Annotated in this window: 20 protein-coding genes; 12 read left to right on the forward strand and 8 right to left on the reverse strand. The window is 61.4% G+C overall.

Annotation, left to right across the window (positions count from 1 at the left end):
- Positions 1–174: 174 nt before the first annotated feature.
- Genes I9H07_RS21830 through pilG form a run of 6 tightly spaced genes read right to left on the reverse strand, consistent with a single transcriptional unit; the run spans position 175 to position 10,126 of the window.
- Positions 175–648 carry a chemotaxis protein CheW gene (locus I9H07_RS21830; protein WP_024645432.1) on the reverse strand — a complete coding sequence of 158 codons (474 nt, stop codon included), beginning with the start codon at positions 646–648 and terminating at the stop codon, positions 175–177.
- On the reverse strand, positions 641–6,604 hold the full coding sequence (locus I9H07_RS21835; protein WP_236424206.1) for an Hpt domain-containing protein: 5,964 nt from the start codon (positions 6,602–6,604) through the stop codon (positions 641–643). Before I9H07_RS21835 ends, I9H07_RS21830 begins: the two co-directional genes overlap by 8 nt.
- Before the next feature lie 47 nt (positions 6,605–6,651).
- Entirely contained in the window at positions 6,652–8,694 is a 2,043-nt protein-coding gene (locus tag I9H07_RS21840) for a methyl-accepting chemotaxis protein (RefSeq protein WP_024671844.1), read from the reverse strand.
- A 55-nt stretch (positions 8,695–8,749) separates the two neighbouring features.
- Positions 8,750–9,289, reverse strand: a complete 540-nt coding sequence (locus I9H07_RS21845) for a chemotaxis protein CheW (protein ID WP_024671843.1) — start codon at positions 9,287–9,289, stop codon at positions 8,750–8,752.
- 14 nt (positions 9,290–9,303) lie between these two features.
- A complete protein-coding gene (gene pilH, locus I9H07_RS21850) occupies positions 9,304–9,669 on the reverse strand; it encodes a twitching motility response regulator PilH (RefSeq protein WP_003316741.1) in 366 nt (121 codons plus the stop codon).
- A 46-nt stretch (positions 9,670–9,715) separates the two neighbouring features.
- On the reverse strand, positions 9,716–10,126 hold the full coding sequence (gene pilG, locus I9H07_RS21855) for a twitching motility response regulator PilG (protein ID WP_007252030.1): 411 nt from the start codon (positions 10,124–10,126) through the stop codon (positions 9,716–9,718).
- Between the two features lie 246 nt (positions 10,127–10,372).
- On the opposite strand from pilG, the gene gshB reads away from it, so the two are divergent.
- The 7 genes from gshB to I9H07_RS21890 all read left to right on the forward strand — a co-directional run bounded on the left by gshB (position 10,373) and on the right by I9H07_RS21890 (position 16,382).
- Positions 10,373–11,332: a glutathione synthase gene (gshB, locus tag I9H07_RS21860; RefSeq protein WP_236424204.1), complete on the forward strand. Its 960-nt coding sequence runs from the start codon at positions 10,373–10,375 to the stop codon at positions 11,330–11,332.
- 163 nt (positions 11,333–11,495) lie between these two features.
- Positions 11,496–12,398: an energy transducer TonB gene (locus tag I9H07_RS21865; RefSeq protein WP_024671841.1), complete on the forward strand. Its 903-nt coding sequence runs from the start codon at positions 11,496–11,498 to the stop codon at positions 12,396–12,398.
- A gap of 75 nt (positions 12,399–12,473) precedes the next feature.
- On the forward strand, positions 12,474–13,046 hold the full coding sequence (locus I9H07_RS21870) for a YqgE/AlgH family protein (RefSeq protein ID WP_024671840.1): 573 nt from the start codon (positions 12,474–12,476) through the stop codon (positions 13,044–13,046).
- Positions 13,046–13,486 (forward strand): Holliday junction resolvase RuvX, encoded by a 441-nt coding sequence (gene ruvX, locus I9H07_RS21875; RefSeq protein ID WP_024671839.1) that lies wholly within the window; start codon positions 13,046–13,048, stop codon positions 13,484–13,486. The genes I9H07_RS21870 and ruvX overlap by 1 nt, the downstream gene beginning before the upstream one ends.
- Positions 13,487–13,584: 98 nt before the next feature.
- A complete protein-coding gene (gene pyrR / locus I9H07_RS21880) occupies positions 13,585–14,097 on the forward strand; it encodes a bifunctional pyr operon transcriptional regulator/uracil phosphoribosyltransferase PyrR (protein ID WP_024671838.1) in 513 nt (170 codons plus the stop codon).
- A 12-nt stretch (positions 14,098–14,109) separates the two neighbouring features.
- Complete coding sequence (locus I9H07_RS21885; RefSeq protein WP_024645441.1) at positions 14,110–15,114, forward strand: aspartate carbamoyltransferase catalytic subunit; 1,005 nt, start codon at positions 14,110–14,112, stop codon at positions 15,112–15,114.
- Positions 15,111–16,382, forward strand: a complete 1,272-nt coding sequence (locus I9H07_RS21890; protein WP_236424202.1) for a dihydroorotase — start codon at positions 15,111–15,113, stop codon at positions 16,380–16,382. The genes I9H07_RS21885 and I9H07_RS21890 overlap by 4 nt, the downstream gene beginning before the upstream one ends.
- A 451-nt stretch (positions 16,383–16,833) precedes the next feature.
- Here I9H07_RS21890 and I9H07_RS21895 read toward each other — a convergent pair whose 3' ends face one another.
- Positions 16,834–17,238: an NINE protein gene (locus tag I9H07_RS21895; protein ID WP_024673477.1), complete on the reverse strand. Its 405-nt coding sequence runs from the start codon at positions 17,236–17,238 to the stop codon at positions 16,834–16,836.
- Between the two features lie 250 nt (positions 17,239–17,488).
- Between I9H07_RS21895 and I9H07_RS21900 the strand changes: the two genes are divergently transcribed.
- Positions 17,489–18,166: a C40 family peptidase gene (locus I9H07_RS21900; RefSeq protein WP_050585258.1), complete on the forward strand. Its 678-nt coding sequence runs from the start codon at positions 17,489–17,491 to the stop codon at positions 18,164–18,166.
- Positions 18,167–18,255: 89 nt separating this feature from the next.
- Here the strand turns inward: I9H07_RS21900 and I9H07_RS21905 are convergent, their stop codons facing one another.
- The gene (locus I9H07_RS21905) at positions 18,256–19,290 is read right to left on the reverse strand and encodes a type IV pilus twitching motility protein PilT (protein ID WP_007252041.1); all 1,035 of its coding nucleotides are present in this window, start codon (positions 19,288–19,290) and stop codon (positions 18,256–18,258) included.
- A gap of 55 nt (positions 19,291–19,345) precedes the next feature.
- Here I9H07_RS21905 and I9H07_RS21910 point away from each other — a divergent pair, with 55 nt between their 5' ends.
- From I9H07_RS21910 to metX, 4 genes are all read left to right on the forward strand, one after another.
- Positions 19,346–20,032 (forward strand): YggS family pyridoxal phosphate-dependent enzyme, encoded by a 687-nt coding sequence (locus tag I9H07_RS21910; RefSeq protein WP_024673479.1) that lies wholly within the window; start codon positions 19,346–19,348, stop codon positions 20,030–20,032.
- Positions 20,033–20,069: 37 nt separating this feature from the next.
- The gene (gene proC / locus I9H07_RS21915; RefSeq protein WP_236424201.1) at positions 20,070–20,888 is read left to right on the forward strand and encodes a pyrroline-5-carboxylate reductase; all 819 of its coding nucleotides are present in this window, start codon (positions 20,070–20,072) and stop codon (positions 20,886–20,888) included.
- A 25-nt stretch (positions 20,889–20,913) separates the two neighbouring features.
- Entirely contained in the window at positions 20,914–21,504 is a 591-nt protein-coding gene (locus I9H07_RS21920) for a YggT family protein (protein ID WP_007252044.1), read from the forward strand.
- Between the two features lie 305 nt (positions 21,505–21,809).
- A complete protein-coding gene (gene metX / locus I9H07_RS21925; protein WP_024672843.1) occupies positions 21,810–22,949 on the forward strand; it encodes a homoserine O-succinyltransferase MetX in 1,140 nt (379 codons plus the stop codon).
- The last annotated feature ends 7 nt before the right edge of the window (positions 22,950–22,956 follow it).

Raw genomic sequence — 22,956 nt, forward strand, 5'->3', positions numbered from 1 at the left:
GCCCATGCTCCGCGTGGGTATGCCGTTCTGGACGCTCTGCGTCCGCTCTTGAATGTGCAGCTCGGCGCAGATTTGTGACGCGGAGCGTCACTCAGGGCATTCCCAAGCCGGCGCGATAACCTCATCAATCGTGCGACCCTCCGCGTCCGGTCGAGAGGTGTCCGGAAATCAACGCTAGAGCACAAGCCCCGTGTCCACCCACCACTGTTCCAGCCCTTCCAGGTCGGGGATGCGGGCGACGGTTTCGCCGATCTGTACGGCAGCGAGTTCCAGTTCGGCCAGTGGCACGTCGACGTAGCTCAGCTGGCTATCCACCTTGCAGGAACGCGGGATGCCTTGGGTCAGCAGCGCCAGGAAGCGGACCTCGTTGCGTCCGCCCAGCGCATTGAGCACCACGATTCGGGCCCGGCCTCCGACCCGTGTGCGTCCTCCGCAGGCGGCTTCGAAGCTGAGCAGCGGCAAGGTCAGTTCGCGCCAGCTGATCGGCCCCAGGTACCATTCGGGGGCGTCCGGACCGGCGCTGCAATCCTGATAGTCGATCAACTCGGCAACCGCGACGTTCGGCACCAGCAGATGGCGGTCGCTCAGCGGCAACAACAGCCCGGTCAGGCTGGTGAGGCGGCTGGTCTGGAACGTTCCTTCAGACATGGACCTGACTCCAGTAGGCAATGCTCTCCAGCAACACGGTTTCCTGATAAGGCTTGCTCAGGTACTCGTTGACACCCAGCGCCATGGCCCTGTCGCGGTGTTTCTGGCCGGAGCGGGAGGTGATCATGATGATGGGCAGACCTTTGAGTTCTTCATCCTGGCGAATCTGACTGGCGACTTCAAAACCGTCCATGCGCGGCATTTCGATGTCCAGCAACATGATGTCGGGGGTGTGTTCCTGCAATAAGCTCATGGCATCTATCCCGTCCTTGGCGGTCAGCACGTGCATGCCGTGCCGTTCGAGCAAGCGGCTGGTGACTTTGCGCACGGTCACCGAATCGTCCACGACCATCACCAGCAGCGGCCGGGCGTGCTCGACTTCGCTGTACGAGACAGGCGTCAGCCCTCGGAACGGCAGGCCCTGCAAGGTACGAATCTGCGCCATGAGGTCCAGAATCAGCACCACACGGCCGTCGCCCAGAATGGTCGCGCCGGAGATACCCTGCACGCCGGAAAACTGCGCGCCAAGGCTCTTGACCACGATTTCTCGCGAACCGGCCAGCGCATCAACCTGCACCGCGACCCACTGATCCTGCAAATGCACCAGCAACACCGGCAGCGGCTGCAACTGGCCGACCAGCCTCGGCGGGCTGTTGCCCAGCAGTTCGCCAAGATAGCGCAACTCGTAGCTGCGCCCGCCATATTGATAACGCGGCGGAATGGTCTGGTAATAGGCATCCAGTTCGTTGGCCATCACCCGCACAATGCCATCGACGGTATTGAGCGGCACCGCATACTGTTCTTCGCCGCAGGTCACCATCAGCGCACGGTTGACCGACACCGAGATCGGCAGCCGGATACGGAAGCGCGTGCCTTTGCCGGGTACCGAGTCAATGACCATCGAGCCGCCCAGCTGCTTGACCTCGGCGTGCACCACGTCCATCCCGACCCCGCGTCCGGAAATCTGGGTGATGATCTCGCTGGTGGAAAAACCTGCCTGAAGGATGAAGGGCAGTACTTCGTGATCGGACAGGTCGGCGTCCGGGTCAATCATGCCGCGCTTGATAGCCTTGCGGCGCACCGCCGCCAGATCGACGCCCGAGCCGTCATCGCTCAGCTCGATCACGATATCACCGCCCTCGTACATCAGTTCCAGACTGATCCGGCCCTGCTCCGCTTTGCCAGCGGCAACACGCTTTTCAGTGCTTTCAAGGCCGTGATCGACGGCGTTGCGCAGCATGTGCTCCAGCGGCGCGACCATGCGTTCCAGCACATTGCGGTCCATTTCCCCCTCGGCATTGCCGACCTCGAAATGGACTTTCTTGTGCAGCTCCGAAGCCACCTGGCGCACCACACGACGCAAGCGCGGCACCAGCCGCTCGAACGGCACCATGCGCGTGCGCATCAGGCCTTCCTGCAACTGGGTGTTGACCCTGGCTTGTTGTGACAACAGGGTTTCTGCGTCGCGGGCGCGCGCGCCGAGGGTTTCCTTGAGGTCCATCAGGTCGGACGCGGACTCGAACAGCGCGCGCGACAATTGTTGCAGCTGGGAATGGCGGTCCATTTCCAGCGGGTCGAATTCTTCATAACCCAGGCGCTCGGCCTGGACCTGTTCGCGGCTGAGAATCCGCCCTTGGGTTTCCATATCAAGGCGCCGCAATTGATCGCGCATCCGTTCGATGGTGGTTTCCATCTCCACCAGCGCGACCTGCGCATCCAGCATCTGCTGTTCGATTCGCCCACGGAAGATCGACGTCTCGCCCGCCAGGTTGACCAGATTTTCCAGCTGCTCGGCGGGCACCTTGACCATTTCCGGGCCGCCGCGCTCGGCGTCGACGTCAGCCACCGGTGCGACCGCCACCACAGGTTCCGCAGCGCTTTCCAGTGTGGCAGCAACCGCCACTCTGGCACCCGGCTCAAGACTGGCCAGGGCGCGGATCTTGTCGATCAGCAACGTGGCATCGGGCATCGGCTTGTCAGTGCGCACGGCATCAAGCATGTCGGCCAGTACGTCATGACCGCTCTGCAACAGGCCGATCATCAATGAGTCAGGCTGCATGCTGCCCGTGGACAGCCCTTCGTAGAGTGTTTCCAGCTCGTGCGCGAGATCGCCGATGGGCGCGATTTCGACCATGCGCGCGCCGCCCTTGAGGGTGTGCAGGTCGCGCAGCAGGTTCTCGACTTCCAGCAGGTTGTGCGGATCGGCCTGCCAGCGGACCAGCGCGGCACCGGAGCTCTCGATGATGTCGAAACCTTCTTCGAGGAAGATTTCACGCAGCTCGGTGTCGTGCTCGGGCGGCTCGTCACTCGCCTCGGAAGGTACTGGCACCTCAGGCTTTGCATGCCCAGCGTTACGACAGTGGCCCAGCGCCTCGATCAACGCCGAAGGATCGCTGAGCGCTTCATGCCGATACAGCTGCTCCAGCAGGATTGCCAGGTGGTCATGGCTCTCATGCAGTAATTCCGCCAGCTCGGGAGAAAAACTGAAACGCCGGTCGATCAGGCCCTCGTAAAGGTTCTCCAGTTCATGCGCGAGGTCGCCGACCTCGGCCACCTCAGCCATCCGCGCCCCGCCTTTGAGGGTGTGCAGATCACGTTGCAGCGAGCTCAACGGTGCCGGGTTTTCCGGGTCAGCCAACCAGCGTTGCAGGGCCTGTCCGGCGCTATCGAGGATATCAACGGCCTCTTCCAGAAAGATCTCGACGATCTCGTCGTCAAGGCTGGAGGCCTCGGGCTGCACTTCTTCTCTGGCCAGTTGCTCGGTCGCCGCGTTGAGTTCTGTAACGCTCAAGGTATGCTGACCGTCGCTCTTGATCAGGCCGGTTGCCGACGGGTCCAGCGCCTGGGCCAGCAACTCATGCAAGGCACGGACGCATTCCGGGCGGGGCTCGACATCCTGACCGGCCGCCACCTGATCAAGCATGTTGATCAAGGCTTCGTGGGCGTGCTCCGCCTCATCGAAAAACCGTTCACTGACCGCCAGACTGCCTTCCTCGACAGCGCCATACAGGTCGAGCAAGGCCTCGCACAGCTCATCCACCTGAGGCAGATCGGCCAGATGCGCGCCATGCCCGAGCGTCGTCAGCTCATCGAGCAGTGCGCTCAACTCCTGACGTTCACCGGGGTGCTGACGCCAGCGCCGCAACAGGTTTTCGGCGTCGAGGACGATGTCCATGCCTTCGGCCAGAAAGCTGGCAATCAGCTGGGGGTTGCGCTTGATGCGCAGCCCGTTGTCTGACTCGCGCAGCACCGCCGCGAGCCGGTCGTCGAGCAGTGCATGGGCAGCCTCGATCAGTCCGGCCGCGCCGGGTATTTCTGCCAGCGGGGTTGTGTCCAGTTGCTCCAGGCCGAGGCGAAACAGCGGTTCGGCGCTGCGTAGCAGGTCCAGTTCTGGCGCGCCGATGTCGATCAGGTTGGCCTTGTACTCACGCACCAGTTGATCAAGCGGGCTGGCCAGTTCGGCAATCGGCAACACCCCGGCCATGTGCGCGCTGCCTTTGAGCGTATGCAGGGCGCGCAGCAGGCTGTCGCTGATCGACGGTGAGTTCACGTGCTCGGCCGTCTCGAGGAAACGGCTCAAGGTGCCCAGATGGCCCTGCGCTTCCTGACGGAAAATCTCCAGTAATTGCGGATCAAGTGTTTCGCCTGACGCGTGATCGTCGGGCGTGGCCAGTGAGGGCGGCTCAAGACCATTGGCCAGCGCGTGGGCACGGGCCGCCAGCAGGTCGACATCGTTGCGCTGGCGCTGCGCATTCTCGGCGAAATCACGGATGACGGAGGGCAGCAGCGCCAGCACCTCGTGCATCAGTTGTTGCACTTCAAGGCCCGGCAGCACGCTGCCTTCCAGCACCCGGTTAAGCAGGTTTTCGACTGACCAGGCGAGTTCGCTGAGGATCAGCGCGCGCACCATCCGCCCGCTGCCCTTGAGCGTATGGAACGCCCGGCGTACTTCGGTCAGCGCCGTACTGTCCCAATGGCCACCGCTGCTCAGCGAGGCAAACCAGCGCGGCAGGTACTCACGCAGCGCATCGAGCACTTCGTCTGCCTCTTCGAGAAAGACATCGCGCAACTCGTCGTCGACTGCCTCTTCCCCGGCCGAGGGCGGCAGCAGGCTGGTCGGTACGTTACGGGCCGGCGGATTGACCGCAGACACCGGGCTGGCAAGGACTTGAGCAATGGTTTGCGTCGGGCTGACCAGCGCCTTGCGGTCGTCCAGTTCGAGCAGTTCGTCCTGGGTGATGATTTCGTCGAGCAGTGGCACGTCAAGGGTGTCTGCTGCGGGCGAATAGCCCAGACGCGCCAGGCTTTGCTGTGCCATGTCGAGAATCTGATCACCCGGCGTCTCGTGGTCTTCGAGCATGCGCTCCAGGTAATACTCGATCCCGGTAATGGTGTCGGCCAGGCAATCGAGTTGCACCCAGCCAGGCCGGGTGTCGTCGATCAGCAGGTGTTCCTGGATGTATTCATTGCAGGCCGCCAGCAGGCTGGCCGCACGCGCCAGCGGGATCATCGCCAGCGCACCGCGCACCTGCACCAGCAGGGCACAGAGCGGATCGAGCCGTTGCCGGTCCCACTCACCGTCGATGTAATCGACGATCACGTCCTTGGCCTGCTGCAACACAGTGCGCGCTTCGCGAATCACCAGTTGATGGATCTGCGTCAGGTCGGTGGTCGGCAAACGGCTTTCTTCGCGGCTGGACGGCTCGCTGCTGCCCGCCATGCCCGCGAGGGTCGACTCGACGTACAGCAAGGCCCCCGCCACATCCATCAGCGCGGCATCGCTGGGCTCACGCTGCCCCTGCGCCAGCCCCAGCACGACACTCAGTTGATCGATGATCACCTTGCGTGGCTGGCCAAAACCCAGCACCGCCAGGGTGTCGGCAATCTGCCGCAGCGGTGGCAGCAAGGCATTGAGTTCACTGACGTGCTGGCGGTCGCCGCGCACGAACACGTCGAGCCGCTCCTTGACCCGCACCAGCCCTTCGCACAAGGCCACGATCACCGAGCGCATGGCATCACGGTCAGGCCCGGCCATCCGCGCGCGCTCTTCATCGACCACATCGTTGCCGGGCAAGGCATCCGCCAGCGCGTACTGATCCTTGAGATCGAGCATCTTCGGCGCCACGCTGTCGGATTTGGCGATGTAGAACAGCAGGCTTTTCAGCAATTCTTCAGGCGCCGGCTGGTTGATGCCGGTGACGCCCTGTTCAGTCAGACGCTTGAGTTCCTTGTCGGCATCCTTCAACAGGCTGCGCAGCGCCGGGCTGTTGGTGAAGTTGCCATTGAGCATGGTTTCGACCAACGCCGTGGCGATGCGCCAGAGCGGGCCAAGCGGCGCGTCTTCACACAGTTGCTCCAGCCGGGCAAACACCTTGGCCATGTAACCGAGCTGGGTCTGCACGCCCTGCTCGCGCATCAGGCCGGCCAGTGCGGCCTGCAAGGTCTGGCGCAGTTTGCGTAACAGGTTTGGCAGTTCTGGCGTATTGCGGCGCGCCAGTTCGTCATCATCGAGCGGCGGGACACTGACCAGTTGCGGGGCAAACAGGCTGGTTTCCGAAAGCAGGCTTTCGCCCCGTGCACTGCGCAGGTCATTGAGCAGCGGCAAGACCACCAGTGGCAGGTCGCGACGCGCGGAATGTATGCGCTCCAGATAAACCGGCAGCTGGCTCATGGCCTGAATCAACAGCTGTTCGGACTCTACCGGATGACTCACGCGATTCTGCTGCACGGCCAGCGCCAGTTGCTCGATTTCCTCGGCCAGCAGCGCGGCACCGTAGAATTCGATCATTTGCAGGCTGCCGTGAACCTGATGCACCAGGTCCAGGCAGTCGGCCATCGCCGCACGGTTGGTCGGGTCTTCTATGAAGGCGTCGAGCGCCTGGCGTGCCTGACGAAGCGTCTCGGCGATCTCGCCCTTGAGCCATTCAAGGGCCACGTAATCGTGACGATCAGCCATGACGGTTTCCGCCTGTTATCCCATCAAGATTGTTCATTTCTTGAACATCATCCGATCTTCTTCGATGGCGGCAGGGTGAAGCCCGATACCGAGCGACGCATTTCACTGGCCATTTTCGCCAGGTTGCCGATGCTCTCGGCCGTCGCCGCAGTGCCCGAGGTGGTCTGCGAGGTGGTCTGCTGAATCACGGTCATGGTCTGGGAAATCTGCCCGGCAGACTCGGCCTGTTGATGGGCGGCGTCGGTGATGCTTTCGATCAGCTCGGCCAGCACTCTGGAAACCCCTTCGATTTCGCCGAGTGCCACACCGGCATCCTGCGCCAGCCGCGCGCCGCGCACCACCTCGCTGGTGGTCTGCTCCATCGAGATAACCGCCTCGTTGGTGTCGTTCTGGATGGCGCGCACCAGGGTTTCGATCTGTTTGGTTGCGGACGACGAACGCTCGGCCAGCCGCTGCACTTCGTCGGCCACCACCGCAAAGCCTCGCCCGGCATCACCGGCCATGGAGGCCTGAATCGCCGCATTAAGCGCCAGGATATTAGTCTGGTCGGCAATGTCGTCAATCAGACTGACAATATCGCCAATTTCCTGCGAAGACTCGCCCAGCCGTTTAATGCGCTTGGAGGTGTCCTGAATCTGCTCGCGAATGTTGTCCATGCCATGAATGGTGTTATGCACCACTTCGTTGCCCTTGTTGGCAATCGCCACCGAGCGCTCTGCCACCGCCGAGGACTCCGACGCGTTGGCCGAGACCTGATCAATGGACGCTGCCATGTCATTGACGGCAGTCGACGCCGCGCTGATCTGCAACGCCTGATGCTCGGACGCCGCAGACAGCTGCATGGCCGTGGCCTGGGTGTCGGTGACCGCAGACGCGACCTGCTCGGCCGTAAGGTTGATGGTCACCACCAGTTCGCGCAGCCGGTCGATGGAGTAATTGATGGAATCGGCAATCGCGCCGGTAAAGTCCTCGGTCACCGAGGCGGTCACGGTCAGGTCGCCATCTGCAAGGCTTTCGATCTCGTCCAGCAGGCGCATGATCGCGTTCTGATTGCGCTCGCTCTTCTGTGCGGTTTCGCGCAACTGCCGATTGGTCTCCCGGACCATCACCAGACCGATCAGGATGATCGACATCAGCGCCAGCAGACCCAGTACATAACCGCCGACGGTGTTCATGGTGCGGCGCTTGGCCAGGTTTTCCAGGCTGTTGGCAAGTACCGAGGTTTCATCGAGCAGGGTTTGCGACGTGTTGAAAATGTTGCCGGACGCCTCGCGCACCTGATACAGCTCGGGCGAGGTTTCAAGAATCTCGTCCACCGAACCGGACACGAACTCGAACAGTTCGGCAATTTCCGCCAGTCGTGCCCGGGCGTCGCGATCTTCGACCTGCGAGATGCGCAGCGTTGCGTTGCCTTCCAGCATGCCGTTCAGCACACGGCCGAACTGACTGGCGTCGCGGCCAAACGCGTCGGCAGCCTGAACCGCCGTTTCATCACCGGCCAGCACGGTATTCACCGAGCCCAGAATACGTTCGGCCAGCAGCGCCTGACGCTGGGCAACCACCACCTGCGCGGCGGGCGCACGGCTTTGCAGGAGGATCTCGACCACTTTCTCGTACTCGGCCTGCAATTGCGGGATGGTTTCCGCCAGCGTGGCGGCCACCTGGTGCAGCGACAAGACCGTCTGCTCGCTCGCCAGGATCACGTCGGTGCTCTTGCGCAGCCCTTCCCAGTCTTTCTGAACGGTGCGCAGCTCGTCACGGATCAGATCCGGTGCGGCCGGCAATCCGGTGGCAGGGTCGCCTTTTTTCAGGTAACCCCAGCGCACGTCGAAATCGTTGCGTGCGTCGGCCAGCAACTTGAACGCCGGGGTTTTGCCCGCCGCCGCTTCAGTGGCGTTTTTCGCAATGCGCTGGGACAGCACGCGCAATTCGCCGGCATGCCCGATGTATTGCTTGTCGTAGTTCGACTGCGTGTTGAGGTACGCGAAGTTGGCGAACAACAGCATGATGAAGACGATGAGCGCGACGAACAGCAGAATAATCTGCGTTCTGCTTCGCGCACCTTCCAGTGACCTGCCTGTACTACCCATCAATCAGGCCCCCGCCTAAATCCAAATCAGATGTGAAACAAACCAGGCTCGCATTTTAGGACGCCAGGTCCATGAAATCCCCGGACTGCACGACGGCCCACGGGCTGAATACCTGCCAGGCCTGCTCGCGAATGAATTGCCCGCGCAGGAACGGCACCATGCGCTGCTCCATGTCTTGTGGTATCTGGGGTATGAGGCTCGGCTGACTGAAACGTTGCATGCCGAACACTTCGTCCACCAGCAGACCGGTGAACACTTCGTTGTGCTCGACAACCATGACCCGCCGCTGCCTGCGGACCGGCACCAGTTCATGACCGAAGAAGCCGCACAGATCCATGATCGGCAGCAGTCGGCCACGCAGGTTCGCGACGCCCACAACCCAGGGTTTCACGCCCGGTATTGCGGCATAACGGGGTTCATGGAGAATTTCGGCGATTTCGCCGATAGGTGCGACAAAACGCTGTTCGCCCATGCGGAAACCGATGCCGACCCAGTCTTGCTGATGGGTTTCCTGCAGCGGCAGGCCCGCCGCCAGCGAACGGCAGCGCCGATCCATGTCCAGCAGCAGTTCAAAGGCGGTACGAGGCTCGGCCATGGCAGTCCCGGCAATCAGCCGGCCAGCACCGCATTCAGGGTTTTCATCAGGGTTTCTTCATCCACCGGCTTGGTCAGGTAATCCCGAGCGCCCTGGCGTTTGCCCCAGACCTTGTCGGTTTCCTGGTCCTTGGTGGTGATCATGATCACCGGGATCATGCTGGTGTCGGCATCCTTGGTCAGCTGGCGCGTGGCCTGAAAGCCGTTGAGGCCCGGCATGACGATGTCCATCAGTACGGCATCGGGCTTTTCCTGACGGGCCAGAGCCACACCGTCAGCACCGTTTTCGGCTTTCAGCACTTCATGACCGTGCTTTTCCAGCATGCCGGTGAGTTTGTACATTTCAGTCGGCGAGTCATCGACGATCAATATTCGAGCCATGGGTGTTCCCCGTCAGATTACAAGCGCGCGACACAAGGCGCGGGCGTCACGATAGATGTTGTTCTGCTGCAACGAAGCCAGGCACATGAGCCTTGATCGCGCTGAGCAGTTCTTCCTTGTTGAAAGGCTTGGTCAAAAACTGGTCGGAACCGACGATCCGCCCCTTGGCCTTGTCGAACAGCCCGTCCTTCGACGACAGCATGATGACCGGCGTGGACTTGAATGCCCGGTTGTTCTTGATCAGCGCGCAGGTCTGATAACCGTCCAGACGCGGCATCATGATATCGACGAATATGATTCGCGGGTGGTTATCGGCGATCTTGGCCAGGGCGTCGAAACCGTCTATCGCAGTGATGACTTCGCAACCTGCGTTTCTGAGCAGCGTTTCGGCGGTGCGGCGGATGGTCTTCGAGTCATCGATGACCATGACTTTCAAGGCGGAGGCGTGTTGTTCCATAAGCTGCTCTTCCATCGCCGCAGCGAATTTTTGCGCATTCTGCGAGGCACTGGGAGCCCGACGGTATCGGTTCAATGATCCACAGGGACCGAAGACCGGATGCCGAGCCTTTTTAGCACACTCTCCAGACGCAATCCATAAAGTGCACCGTGGCAGGCCTGCCCCTTGACCGGGAGCAATCGGAGCGCCACCCTGATGCCAATTTTTACGGCCATCGCGGCCTTTACCGATCAGAGGATATTGCCCATGAGCGTTCGCCTAGGGATTGTCATGGACCCCATTGAGCGCATCTCCTATAAAAAGGATAGCTCGCTGGCCATGCTCCTTGCCGCACAGGAACGCGGCTGGTCGCTGTTCTACATGGAACAGAAAGACCTTTACCAGAACGCCGGCCAGGCCCGCGGGCGCATGAAGCCACTCAAGGTGTTCGCCGATCCGGCCAAATGGTTCGAATTCGAAGCCGAAATCGACGCAGGCCTTGATGATCTGGACGTGATCCTGATGCGCAAGGATCCGCCGTTCGACATGGAATTCGTCTACACCACCTACCTGCTGGAACAGGCCGAGCGCGCTGGCGTGCTGGTGGTCAACAAGCCGCAGAGCCTGCGTGACTGTAACGAAAAGCTGTTTGCCACGCTGTTTCCGCAGTGTACCCCGCCGACGCTGGTCAGCCGCCGCGCCGACATCATTCGCGAATTCGCCGAGCAACAGGGTGACGTGATCCTCAAGCCGCTGGACGGCATGGGCGGCGCATCGATCTTCCGCCACCGTGCGGGTGACCCAAACCTGTCGGTGATCCTCGAAACCCTGACCGCCCATGGCACGCAACAGATCATGGCGCAGGGCTACCTGCCGGCCATCAAGGACGGCGACAAGCGCATCCTGATGGTCGATGGCGAACCAGTGCCGTACTGTCTGGCGCGAATCCCGGCAGCGGGCGAGACGCGTGGCAACCTGGCGGCTGGTGGTCGTGGCGAAGCACGCCCGTTGAGCGACAAGGACCGCTGGATCGCCGAGCAGATCGGCCCGACCCTGCGCGAAAAAGGCCTGTTGTTCGTCGGCCTCGACGTGATCGGCGAGCACCTGACCGAAATCAACGTCACCAGCCCGACCTGCATCCGCGAAATCGACAACGCCTTCGGCACCAATATTGGCAGCCTGTTGATGGATGCGATCGAGAAGAAGCTGCAAGCGCGCAAAGGCTGATCGGTTGCTGACGCCGTTGACGACGGGTAACGCCCGTACAACGGCGAAGGCGATTCCCTTCGTCCGATCCGCAACCAGGCTGCACCGCACATTGCGTTATCATGCGCCACCTGTGACACGACACGGATTTTGACATGCAGGCTGACGAGATGCTGAACCGCCAATGACCTCCATGGCCCGAAACGACCTCCCCCTCGAACTCACCAACGTGGGTGTGCGCCCCGCTGATCGCCTGGGTTTTACCCTGTTGATTGCAGCGCTGATTCACCTGGCGATAATCCTTGGCGTGGGTTTTACCTACGTCAAACCGGAACATATCTCGCAGACGCTGGAAATCACCCTCGCTACCTTCAAGAGCGACGAGAAGCCTAAACAGGCAGACTTTCTGGCGCAGGACGATCAGCAAGGCAGCGGCACGCTGGACAAGGCCGAAACGCTGAAGACCACCGAACTGGCGCCTTATCAGGACACCAAGGTCAACAAGGTCACTCCGCCGCCAGCCAGCAAGCCGGTGGTCAAGCAGGAAGCGCCTAAGACCGCCGTCGCGACCACCGCGCCCAGCCAGCAGAAAACCGTGGCCAAGCGCGAAGAGGTCAAGCCAGATCCGGCGACCAAGGCCGCGCCGACGTTTGACAGCTCGGAACTGAGCAACGAAATTGCCAGCCTCGAAGCCGAACTCTCGAACGAGCAGCAGGCGTACGCCAAGCGGCCGAAGATCCACCGCCTCAACGCAGCCTCGACCATGCGCGACAAAGGTGCCTGGTACAAGGACGACTGGCGCAAGAAGGTCGAACGGGTCGGGAACCTGAACTATCCTGAAGAAGCACGCCGCAAGCAGATCTACGGCAATTTGCGACTTCTTGTGTCGATCAATCGGGATGGTTCGCTGTACGAAGTGCTGGTGCTGGAGTCCTCGGGACAACCGCTGCTGGATCAGGCCGCGCAGCGAATCGTGCGTCTGGCTGCGCCTTTTGCACCGTTCACCGGCGATCTGGCAGACATCGACCGGCTCGAGATCATTCGCACCTGGAAATTTGCACGCGGCGATAAACTCTCCAGCAACTGACATTTTTGCCGACGGATGCTTTACAGGTATAAGTGCCAGTTGTCAGGCCAGTAACACGACGCCACACTAGGACTCATGAAAAAAGTCTCTCCGAGTTATCTCAAGCACCAGTTCCTGATCGCCATGCCTCACATGCATGACGAGAACTTTGCTCAGACCTTGACCTACGTTGTCGAGCACAACGCCAATGGCGCCATGGGGCTGGTGATCAACCGCCCGCAAAGCCTGACCCTGGCGGATGTGCTTGAACAACTGCGACCGGAGCTGCCGGCACCCAAGCGCTGCCAGGAAATCGCCATTCATTCAGGCGGCCCGGTGCAGACCGACCGCGGCTTTGTCCTGCACCCCAGTGGCCAGATGTTTCAGGCCACAGTCGCGCTGCCGGGCGGGATCTCGCTGTCCACCTCGCAGGACGTGCTGTTTTCCATCGCTGACGGTTATGGGCCTGATCAAAATGTGATCACCCTTGGCTACGCCGGATGGGACGCAGGCCAACTGGATGCCGAAATGGCCGACAACGCCTGGCTGACCTGTTCGTTTGACCCGGCCATCCTGTTCGACATCGACAGCGAGCAGCGCCTCGATGCCGCCGCCAGACGCCTCGGCGTCAATCTCAGCCTTATCTCGACCCAGGCAGGACACGCCTGATGGCCGCGCTACGCTTGCTGCTCGGGATTGATTACGGCACCAAACAGATCGGCGTTGCGGTCGGCCAGGCGATTACCGGCCAGGCTCGCGAGCTGTGTACGCTCAAGGCACAGAACGGCGTGCCGGACTGGGACAAGGTCCAGGCGCTGATTAGCGAATGGAAACCTGACGCCATCGTGGTCGGCCTGCCGTTGAACATGGACGGCACGCCCAGCGACATGAGCGCCCGCGCCGAAAAGTTTTCGCGCAAACTCAACGGACGCTTTGGTGTAACGGTCTACACCCATGATGAACGCCTGACCACCTTCGAAGCCAAAGGCGAGCGCATGGCACGCGGCGGCCAGAAAGGCAGCTACCGGGATAATCCGGTGGACGCCATCGCCGCTGCGCTGCTGCTGCAAGGCTGGCTGGACGCGCACCCCGAACTGTTGAATGTGTGACTTTTACACGCCCTGTCGCTTCGAGATATCCGGATCAGACGTTATCGCTTGAGCAATGCGCCATGGATGGACGCTGCCCGAGCCTCAAAGGAGCAACCATGAGCCTGCCCAATCCCGCCGAACTGATTCGTCAGATGGCCACTGACCTGAACGCTCATCTGAGCAAGCGCGGCATCAGCGAGCCTCGTTTCATTGGTATTCGCACCGGTGGCGTGTGGGTCGCCCAGGCACTGCTCAAGGAGCTGGACACGCCCTCGCCGCTCGGCACCCTGGACGTGTCGTTCTACCGCGATGATTTCAGCCAGAACGGCCTGCACCCGCAGGTGCGCCCTTCGGAACTGCCTTTCGAGATCGAAGGACAGCACCTGGTGCTGATCGACGACGTGCTGATGAGCGGCCGCACCATTCGCGCCGCGCTCAACGAACTGTTCGATTACGGACGCCCGGCCAGCGTCACGCTGGTCTGCCTGCTGGACCTGGACGCCGGGGAACTGCCGATCCGCCCGAATGTGGTCGGCGCAACCCTGTCGCTGGCACCCCACGAACGTATCAAGCTGTCCGGCCCCGAACCGATGGCGCTCGAACTTCAAGACCTCTCCACCGCCCTTTAAGAGTCCATTGCGATGACGCCTCTCGACGCCAAGCGCCCGCTGCAGCTCAACCATCAGGGCCAGCTGCGCCATTTTCTGTCTCTGGACGGCTTGCCCCGCGAGCTGCTCACCGAAATCCTCGACACCGCAGACTCGTTCCTAGAAGTCGGCGCCCGAGCGGTGAAGAAGGTCCCGTTGTTGCGCGGCAAGACGGTGTGCAACGTGTTCTTCGAAAACTCGACACGCACCCGGACCACCTTTGAACTGGCGGCACAGCGGCTGTCGGCCGACGTGATTACCCTGAACGTCTCGACCTCGTCCACCAGCAAGGGCGAAACGCTGTTCGACACCCTGCGCAACCTTGAGGCGATGGCCGCCGACATGTTCGTCGTGCGCCATGCAGACTCGGGCGCAGCGCACTTCATTGCCGAGCACGTATGCCCGGACGTGGCAATCATCAATGGCGGTGACGGCCGCCATGCCCACCCGACCCAGGGCATGCTCGACATGCTGACGATCCGTCGCCACAAGGGCGGCTTCGAGAACCTGTCGGTGGCCATCGTCGGCGACATCCTGCATTCGCGCGTGGCGCGCTCCAACATGATCGCGCTCAAGGCACTGGGCTGCCCGGACATCCGCGTGATCGGGCCGAAAACCCTGCTGCCGATCGGTGTCGAGCAGTACGGCGTCAAGGTCTACACCGACCTCAACGAAGGGTTGAAGGACGTCGACGTGGTCATCATGCTGCGCCTGCAACGCGAGCGCATGACCGGTGGCCTGTTGCCCAGCGAAGGCGAGTTCTATCGCCTGTTCGGCCTGACCACTGCGCGTCTGGCGGTGGCAAAACCGGACGCGATTGTCATGCACCCCGGCCCGATCAACCGCGGGGTGGAAATTGAATCGGCGGTGGCCGACGGAGCGCATTCGGTGATTCTCAATCAGGTGACCTACGGCATCGCCGTGCGCATGGCGGTGCTGTCCATGGCCATGAGCGGGCAAAACGCCCAACGACAATTCGAGCAGGAGAACGCCCAGTGAAGCTCAGCATCCTCGGCGCTCGCGTCATCGACCCGGTCAGCGGGCTGGATCAGATTACCGACCTGCACATTGAGGCAGGCAAGCTTGCCGCGATCGGTGCCGCACCGACTGGTTTCGAGCCCGTGCAAACCATCGACGCCAGCGGGCTGGTGGCCGCCCCCGGGCTGGTCGATCTCAATGTCTCCCTGCGCGAGCCGGGCTACAGCCGCAAAGGCAGCATCGCCAGCGAAACCCGTGCGGCCGTCGCAGGCGGCGTGACCAGCGTGTGCTGCCCGCCACGTACCAAACCGGTACTCGACACGTCGGCAGTGGCCGAACTGATCCTCGACCGCGCCCGTGAAGCCGGTTTCAGCAAGGTGTTCCCGATCGGTGCGCTGAGCAAGGGCCTGGAAGGCGAGCAGCTGGCAGAACTGATCGCCCTGCGCGACGCTGGCTGCGTAGCATTCGGCAACGGCCTGAGCAGCTTCAGCAACACCCGTACGCTGTGCCGGGCACTGGAGTACGCGGCCACTTTCGACCTGACCGTGATTTTCAACTCTCAGGACCGTGACCTGGCCGAAGGTGGCCTGGCGCATGAAGGCCCGACCGCCAGCTTTCTGGGCCTGGCAGGCATTCCTGAAACCGCCGAGACAGTGGCGCTGGCGCGTGATCTGCTGCTGGTCGAGCAAAGCGGCGTGCGTGCGCACTTCAGCCAGTTGACCAGTGCGCGAGGCGCGGCATTGATCGCCCAGGCACAGGGCCGCGGGTTGCCGGTGACGGCGGATGTCGCGTTGTACCAATTGATTTTGACCGATGAAGCGCTGATCGACTTTTCCAGCCTGTATCACGTTCAGCCGCCGCTGCGCACCCGCGCTGACCGCGATGGTCTGCGTGAGGCCGTGAAGTCGGGGGTGATTCAGGCGATATCGAGCCACCACCAACCGCACGAGCGCGATGCCAAGCTGGCACCGTTCGGCGCCACCGAGCCAGGCATCAGCAGTGTGGAGCTGTTGTTGCCACTGGCCATGACCCTGGTCGAAGACGGCCTGCTGGACTTGCCAACCCTGCTCGCCCGGCTGAGCAGCGGCCCCGCCGCCGCGCTGCGTCTGCCAGCCGGTAAACTGAGCGCCGGCTCGCCAGCGGACATCGTGCTGTTCGATCCCGCTGCGTCGACCCTTGCCGGAGAAACCTGGCTGTCAAAAGGCGAAAACTGCCCCTTCATCGGCCACTGCCTGCCGGGCTCGGTGCGCTACACGCTGGTGGATGGACGGATCAGCTACAGCCGTTGAGTCCGCCTTGAGCTATCGTTCCCGCGCCAGAGTGTGAGGAACGATAATCCCAACTATCGTGCGACGCTCCGCGTCCGATCCTGAATCTATGGCGCGGCGCAGATCTGTGACGCGGAGCGTCACCCACGGCATTCCCACGCTGAAGCGTGAGGAACGATAATCCCAGCTATCGTGCGACGCTCCACGTCGGCATGCCGTTCTGGACGCTCTGCGTCCGATCCTGAATCTGTGGCGTAGTGCAGATCTGTGACGCGGAGCGTCACGACAGGCATTCCCACGCTGGAGCGTGAGGAACGATAATTCCAATTATCGTGCGACGCTCTGCGTCGGCATGCCGTTCTGGACGCTCTGCGTCCGATCCTGAATCTATGGCGCGGCGCAGATCTGTAACGCGGAGCGTCACCCAAGGCATTCCCACGCTGGAGCGTGAGGAACGATAGCTCTGTAACCATCAACCGCGCTGGGCGTTCTTCATCGAGATCTGGTCATTCATCGTCCAGAAGTCATACAGAATGCCGATCAGAAACAACCCGCCGGTAAACAGGTAGATCACACCGGTGATCCATTTGCCCTGGTACATGCGGTGTACGCCAAACAGGCCAAGGAAGGTCAGCAGCACCCACGCCACGCTGTAATCGGTCGAGCCGGGGGTGAAGCGCAGGTCAGCCTCGCGATCCATCGACGGGATCAGGAACAGGTCGATCAGCCAGCCGATACCAAACAAGCCAAACGTGAAGAACCAAAGGGTCCCGGTCACCGGCTTGCCGTAATAGAAACGATGCGCCCCGAGAAACCCGAAAATCCACATCAGGTAGCCCATGACCTTGCTGTGTGTGTCAGAACGATAGCCGTTCATTTTTACCCTCTCTGCGCTGATAGAAAAAAATACATAACAAATTTGTGACTTGGTTTCGCCATTCCGACGTATGGCAACCGAGGCGGTTTTATGCCGCCAAGCCCTTGTCGCTAAAGGGATTAGCGAAAAAAGGGAAAGAATCTGTCGCATAAAACGTAACGATGCCAGTGTGACGCACTCGACAAATGGGGTCAGATTTTTCAAAAAAGCTGTTATAAAGTTGCGCGCTGACCACTATGAGCCCTGCCGAATGCGTCCTTTTTTCAAGACATGGCTAACCATTTGCCTATTTGTGCCACTGGCCGCCCACGCCACCAATCGTGAGCAACAACTTCCTGCGAGCTTCACGGGCTACACCGCCAAAAGTCACTCTTCACCGGCACTCGCGACTCGCACTGCACCTCAGGAAGCCACTACCACCCGAATCCAGACTGGCAACACCCGCACAGTCCAGAAGCCGCTTTCCCGCAAGAACGCCAACAAGGCTGCGGCCTTGCAGGCTTCCGTCCCGGCCAAACAGGGCAGTGCCGTTGTAAAACGCGCCCTGCAGGCAGTCGGAACGCCTTATCGCTGGGGCGGCACTACGCCCGGTAAAGGCCTCGATTGCAGCGGTCTGGTCAAGTACGCCTACACGGACGTCCGTGAAGTCGACCTGCCGCGCACCTCCAACGCCATGGCCCAGGGTCATGGTCAGACGGTGGATCGCAAGGACCTGAAACCGGGTGATCTGCTGTTCTTCAACATCAAGAGCCGCAACATCAACCACGTCGCCATTTACCTGGGCGACAACAAGTTCGTTCATGCGCCGCGCCGTGGCAAGGCGGTTACTGTCGATACGCTGAACAAACCGTATTGGAACAGCCACTACAAGATCGCCAAGCGTGTGTTGCCCAAGCAGCCAGGACAGATGCGCGTCGTCCAGCGCTGATCTGATCTCTGCCTGACAAAAAGGGGCCCTGAATTCGTTCAGGGCCCCTTTTTTCATTCGCGCCAGGCCACCGTCGCACCCGGCTCCGGTCAGAAGTTATCCGGCACCTTGGCTCGCTCGCGTGCGCTTTCGCGGGTGATCAGGCCCTTCTTGACCAGATCAGCCAGACACATATCCAGCGTCTGCATGCCAACCGAGCCGCCGGTCTGGATCGACGAATACATCTGCGCCACCTTGTCCTCGCGAATCAGGTTACGAATCGCCGGGGTGCCCATCATGATTTCGTGCGCGGCCACGCGTCCGCCGCCGACTTTCTTGAGCAGCGCCTGCGAGACCACCGCATGCAGTGATTCAGAGAGCATCGAGCGAATCATCGACTTTTCCTGAGCCGGGAACACGTCCACGATCCGGTCGATGGTCTTTGCCGCCGACGTGGTGTGCAGCGTGCCGAATACCAGGTGACCGGTTTCCGCAGCGGTCAAGGCCAGACGAATGGTCTCCAGATCGCGCATCTCGCCGACCAGAATCACATCCGGGTCCTCCCGCAACGCCGAGCGCAGGGCTTCCGAGAAGCCCAGTGTGTCGCGGTGCACCTCGCGCTGGTTGACCAGGCACTTCTTGGACTCGTGGACGAATTCGATCGGGTCTTCGATGGTCAGGATATGGTGATGCTTGTTGCAATTGAGGTAGTCGATCATGGCCGCAAGGGTCGTCGACTTGCCTGAACCGGTCGGCCCGGTGACCAGAATCAGGCCGCGCGCTACGTCGGTAATCTTCCGAAACACACTGCCCATGCCCAAGTCTTCCATGCTCAGGATTTTCGAGGGAATGGTCCGGAACACCGCGCCCGCACCGCGATTCTGGTTGAATGCGTTGACCCGGAAGCGCGCCACCCCCGGCACTTCGAAGGAAAAGTCGGTTTCCAGACGCTCTTCGAAATCCTGACGCTGCTTGTCGTTCATGATGTCGTAAATCAGCGCCTTGACCTCCTTCGCGTCCAGCGGGGGCAGGTTAATGCGCCGCACATCACCATCGACACGGATCATCGGCGGCAGACCTGCAGAGAGGTGCAAGTCCGACGCGCCCTGTTTGGCACTGAAGGCCAGCAGCTCGGTAATATCCATACAGCTCCTCAATCACATAGAATGCCGCAGACCTTAGCCTGACTGGCGCAAATCAATGTCCACGATAGCAGCGAACATTTCAACGCTCGAACAGCGAATTCGCGACGCAGCCCTCGCGGCTGACCGCGATCCGGCGTCCGTCGGCCTGCTGGCGGTGAGTAAAACCAAGCCCGCCAGCGACCTGCGTGAAGCTTACACCGCAGGCCTGCGCGACTTCGGCGAAAATTATTTACAGGAAGCACTCGCGAAACAGGCCGAACTGAGCGACCTGCCCTTGTGCTGGCACTTCATCGGCCCCATTCAATCGAACAAGACGCGCGCTATCGCCGAACACTTCGCCTGGGTGCATTCAGTGGATCGCCTGAAAATCGCTCAACGCCTGTCCGAACAGCGGCCCGAAGCGCTTGAGCCGCTGAACATCTGCATTCAGGTCAATGTCAGCGGTGAAGCCAGCAAGTCGGGCTGCGCGCCTCAGGACCTGGCGGATCTGGCCGCCGCCATCAACGCCCTGCCGCGGCTGAAGCTGCGCGGGCTGATGGCGATTCCCGAGCCGACGGATGATCCTGTCGAGCAGGCCGCCTCGTTTGCCGCCGTGCGTACCTTGCAGGAGCAGCTGGGCCTGCCGCTCGACACACTGTCCATGGGCATGAGCCACGATCTGGAGGCCGCCATCGCACAAGGCGCAACCTGGGTGCGGATCGGCACGGCCCTGTTTGGCGCTCGCGACTATGGGCAGCCCTAACGTTGCACACACTGAATTTGCACACAGGAACCCCGTCATGAACAAGACTCGTATCGCCTTCATCGGCGCCGGAAACATGGCTGCCAGCCTGATCGGCGGCCTGCGCGCCCAAGGTGTGGACGCGGCCCTGATCTGCGCCAGTGCGCCAGGTGCCGAAACCCGCGAGCGGATTTCCACCGAGCACGGCATCAAAGTATTTGCCGACAATGCCGACGCCGTCAAAGACGCTGACGTGGTGGTGCTGGCGGTCAAGCCGCAAATGATGAAAAGCGTCTGCCAGGCGCTGAAATCCAGTCTTGGGCCTGATCAGTTGATCGTTTCGGTTGCGGCCGGTATTACCTGCGCCAGCCTGACCCAGTGGCTGGGCGAGCGGCCTGTCGTGCGCTGCATGCCCAATACACCGTCATTGCTGCGTCAGGGTGCCAGCGGGCTGTACGCGACCGACAAGGTGACGCCAGCGCAACATGAGCAGGCCGAGCAGTTGCTGGCTGCGGTCGGCATCGCAGTCTGGGTTGAGCAGGAAAAACACATGGACGCTGTTACGGCAGTGTCCGGCAGTGGTCCGGCGTATTTCTTTTTGATGATGGAAGCGATGACAGCGGCAGGCGTGAAACTGGGTCTGCCGGAGGACATCGCTAAAAAGCTGACCCTGCAAACCGCGCTGGGCTCGGCCCTGATCGCGACTGGCAGCGAGGTAGACGCAGGCGAGCTGCGGCGTCGTGTCGCCTCGCCGGGCGGGACCACCGAGGCTGCGATCAAGGCATTCCAGGCGGGCGGCTTTGAAACACTGGTGGAAACTGCGCTGACGGCTGCCGATCACCGTGCAGCCGAACTGGCTGAACAACTGGGCAAATAATTTAGGTTTTTTCTGGAGCAGATTGATGATCGGATTGAACACCGCTGCAATTTACGTCCTGCAAACGCTTGGCAGTCTGTACCTGCTGATCGTTCTGATGCGCTTCGTGCTGCAACTGGTGCGGGCCAACTTCTACAACCCGCTGTGCCAGTTCATCGTGCGCGCCACACAGCCTCTGCTCAAGCCGTTGCGGCGCATCATTCCCAGCCTGTTCGGGCTGGACATGTCGTCGCTGGTGCTGGCGATCATCGTGCAGATGATTCTGATGGCGCTGACCTTGCTGCTGATGTTCGGCACCACCGGTGATCCGCTGCACTTGCTGCTCTGGTCCATCATTGGCGTGACGGCACTGTTCCTGAAGATCTTCTTCTTTGCCCTGATCATCAGCGTAATCCTGTCGTGGGTCGCCCCGGCCAGCCATAACCCTGGCGCGGAACTGGTCAACCAGATCTGCGAACCCGCCTTGGCGCCGTTCCGCAAGATCGTCCCGAACCTGGGCGGCCTGGATATCTCGCCGATCCTGGCGTTCCTGGTCCTCAAGCTGCTGGACATGCTGGTCATCAACAACCTCGCCGCCATGAGCGGCATGCCGGATGTACTGCGGTTGTTGATGTAAGCGAACTCCGTGACTATCGTACCGACGCTCCGCGTCGGTACGCCTTTCTGGACGCTCTGCGTCCAATCCTGAGCGGGCGGCGCGGCGCGGATCTGTGACGCGGAGCGTCACCCACGGCATTCCCACGCTGGAGCGTGAGGAACGATCACCTCAACTATCGTGCGACGCTCCGCGTCGCCATGCCGTTCTGGACGCTCTGCGTCCTGTCCCGAGGTTGCTGCTGATTTGCGCCTGACAACATCCCTTATTGCCGCTGCACCCTGCGGTCTTTAGACTTACGCCTCATTCACGCGAGAGCAGGGTCGATGCCCACGGTATTCCCCCACGATTCTGTCGGACTGGTCACACCGCAAACGGCGCATTTCAGCGAGCCTCTGGCGCTGGCCTGCGGTCGTTCGTTGCCAGCCTATGACCTGATTTACGAAACCTACGGTCAGCTCAACGCCGCACGCAGCAATGCCGTGCTGATCTGTCACGCGCTGTCCGGGCATCACCATGCCGCTGGTTTTCACAGCGCCGATGACCGCAAACCCGGCTGGTGGGACAGTTGCATCGGCCCCGGCAAGCCGGTCGACACCAATAAGTTCTTCGTCGTCAGCCTCAATAATCTGGGCGGCTGCAACGGCTCGACCGGCCCAAGCAGCATCGACCCGGACACCGGCAAGCCGTTCGGGGCCAACTTCCCGGTCGTGACCGTCGAAGACTGGGTCAACAGTCAGGCACGGCTGGCCGATCTGCTGGGCATCGACACGTGGGCAGCGGTGATCGGCGGCAGTCTGGGCGGCATGCAGGCGCTGCAATGGACCATCAGTTACCCGGATCGCGTGCGCCACTGTCTGGCAATCGCTTCGGCACCCAAGCTCTCGGCGCAGAACATCGCCTTCAACGAAGTGGCCCGGCAGGCGATTCTCACCGACCCGGAATTCCACGGCGGTTCGTTCCAGGAGCGCGGCGTGATTCCCAAGCGCGGCCTGATGCTGGCGCGGATGGTCGGGCACATCACCTACCTGTCCGATGATTCGATGGGCGAGAAATTCGGCCGAGGCCTGAAAAGCGAAAAACTCAACTACGATTTTCACAGCGTCGAGTTTCAGGTCGAAAGCTACCTGCGTTATCAAGGCGAGGAGTTTTCCGGGCGTTTCGACGCCAATACCTACCTGTTGATGACCAAAGCGCTGGATTACTTCGACCCTGCCGCCAACTTCAACGACGACCTGGCCAAGACATTCGCCCACGTGACGGCGAAGTTCTGCGTGATGTCGTTCACCACCGACTGGCGCTTTTCGCCAGCCCGTTCGCGGGAACTGGTGGACGCCCTGATGGCGGCCCGCAAGGACGTCTGCTACCTGGAAATCGACGCGCCCCAAGGGCACGACGCCTTCCTGATCCCGATTCCGCGCTACTTGCAGGCTTTCGGTAATTACATGAACCGAATTTCGTTGTGAGGATGTC

The organism is Pseudomonas syringae (assembly GCF_023278085.1).
GTDB classification, from domain to species: domain Bacteria; phylum Pseudomonadota; class Gammaproteobacteria; order Pseudomonadales; family Pseudomonadaceae; genus Aquipseudomonas; species Aquipseudomonas syringae_Q.